The following is a 1591-nucleotide window of genomic DNA, read 5'->3' on the forward strand; positions in this document are numbered from 1 at the left end:
GACGGTGACGTCACCGGGGTGATCTTCCACGCGGACAGGGGCTCGCAGTACACCTCGTCCGCGTTCGCACAGGTCTGCGACCAGTACGGCATCCTTAGGAGCATGGGCAAAGTCGGCTCGAGCTACGACTGTCAGTCTCTTCGCACCGGATCCCGCAAGGATCGGGTAGTCCCGGCCGAGGCGGTCTGACTCTTGCTTACGACTGACCCTGTGGGTGTCCTGGCGTTGATCTGTCGACCGCCCGGCCGGGCATGCAGCAAGCGCTGCCGCCGGACGGACGTGACCTGATAAGAGCCTGGAGCCGACTCACCAAAGCGTCCCCGTGACAGTCCTGTCCGTCCGACCGGCGACAGCGTGACCTCCCACGCTACCGGCCGGAAGGAACATCGTGCAGAGCCTCGAGCAGCCCAGGTCCGGGCACATCGTGACCGGCGTCGACACGCACAAACACGTCCACGTCGCAGCGGTGATGGACACGATCGGCGGGATCCTGGCCACCTTGACCATTACCACCGACACCGGCGGTTTCCAGCAACTAGCCGACTGGGCAGCCTCGTTCGGAAAGATCCTGGCCTTCGGGATCGAGGGCACCGGCTCCTACGGCGCCACACTCACATCGTTCCTGCGCAGGTCCGGCCACAAGGTGGTCGAGGCCGGCCGGCCGGACAGGCGTCTTCGGCGGATGAACGGAAAGTCCGACACCCTGGACGCCGAGAACGCCGCCCGCGCCGTCCTCGCCGGGTTCGCGACCGCCACGCCGAAGAGCGCCGACGGCGAGGCGGAGATGATCCGCCGGCTCAAGGTCGCGCACGACCAGGCCGTTGAACAGCGCGCCGCGGCCATGGTCACGATGAAGGCCATGCTGGTCCACGCCCCGGACAGCCTGCGCCGGGAATCCGCGGGAAAGACGCAGATCACCTTGGCGCGGCAGCTGGCAGCCCTGCGTCCTCGCCGCCTGGACGGACCCGAGGACGCACTGCGGCACACGCTACGGACGCTCGCCAAGCGGTGGCAGTACCTCGACACCGAGGCCAAAGAACTGACCAAGATGATCGGCGACCTCATCCAGCGAGCCGCTCCACAACTGCTCGAGCCGTTCGGCATTGGAGTGGACACCGCCGCGGAGATCCTCGTCGTCGCCGGCGACAACCCCGAGCGCATCAAGTCTGAGGCCGCTCTCGCCAAGCTCGCGGGCATCGCGCCCGTGCCCACCGGCTCCGGCATGACCAGTGGCAGGCATCGCATCAACCACGGCGGCCACCGACAGCTGAACGCCGCCATCTACCGAACCGTCATCGTCCGGATGCAATTCCACCAGCCCACGATCGACTACGTCACCCGCCGCACTACCGAGGGAAAGACCAAACGAGAGATCATCCGCTGCCTCAAACGCTACGTCATCCGCGAGGTCTACCACCTACTCCGACCCGCCCCACGAGCACCCCAGAAAGCCAGTTGACAGCTATAGGAGCGTCAACGCCGCCGGCACCGCCCTCCTCGACCAGGCCGCCGAGCGGTGCGGAATGCGCCTGGAGAAAGCCCTGGTGGACCAGGGATTCAAGGACGAAGTCATCATCCACGGCGCCCTCCT

1 protein-coding gene and 2 pseudogenes are annotated in these 1591 nt (G+C 66.6%); all 3 read left to right on the plus strand.

The window, feature by feature from the left end; all coding sequences use genetic code 11:
• A pseudogene (locus ACFYP3_RS37730) lies at positions 1-129 on the plus strand (DDE-type integrase/transposase/recombinase); the annotation flags it as partial.
• Between the two features lie 259 nt (positions 130-388).
• Positions 389-1459: an IS110 family transposase gene (locus ACFYP3_RS37735; RefSeq protein WP_388842636.1), complete on the plus strand. Its 1071-nt coding sequence runs from the start codon at positions 389-391 to the stop codon at positions 1457-1459.
• A gap of 16 nt (positions 1460-1475) precedes the next feature.
• Positions 1476-1591: pseudogene (locus ACFYP3_RS37740) on the plus strand (IS5/IS1182 family transposase); the annotation flags it as partial.

Origin of the sequence: Streptomyces sp. NPDC005533, assembly GCF_042871845.1 — a bacterium.
Lineage (GTDB): Bacteria > Actinomycetota > Actinomycetes > Streptomycetales > Streptomycetaceae > Streptomyces.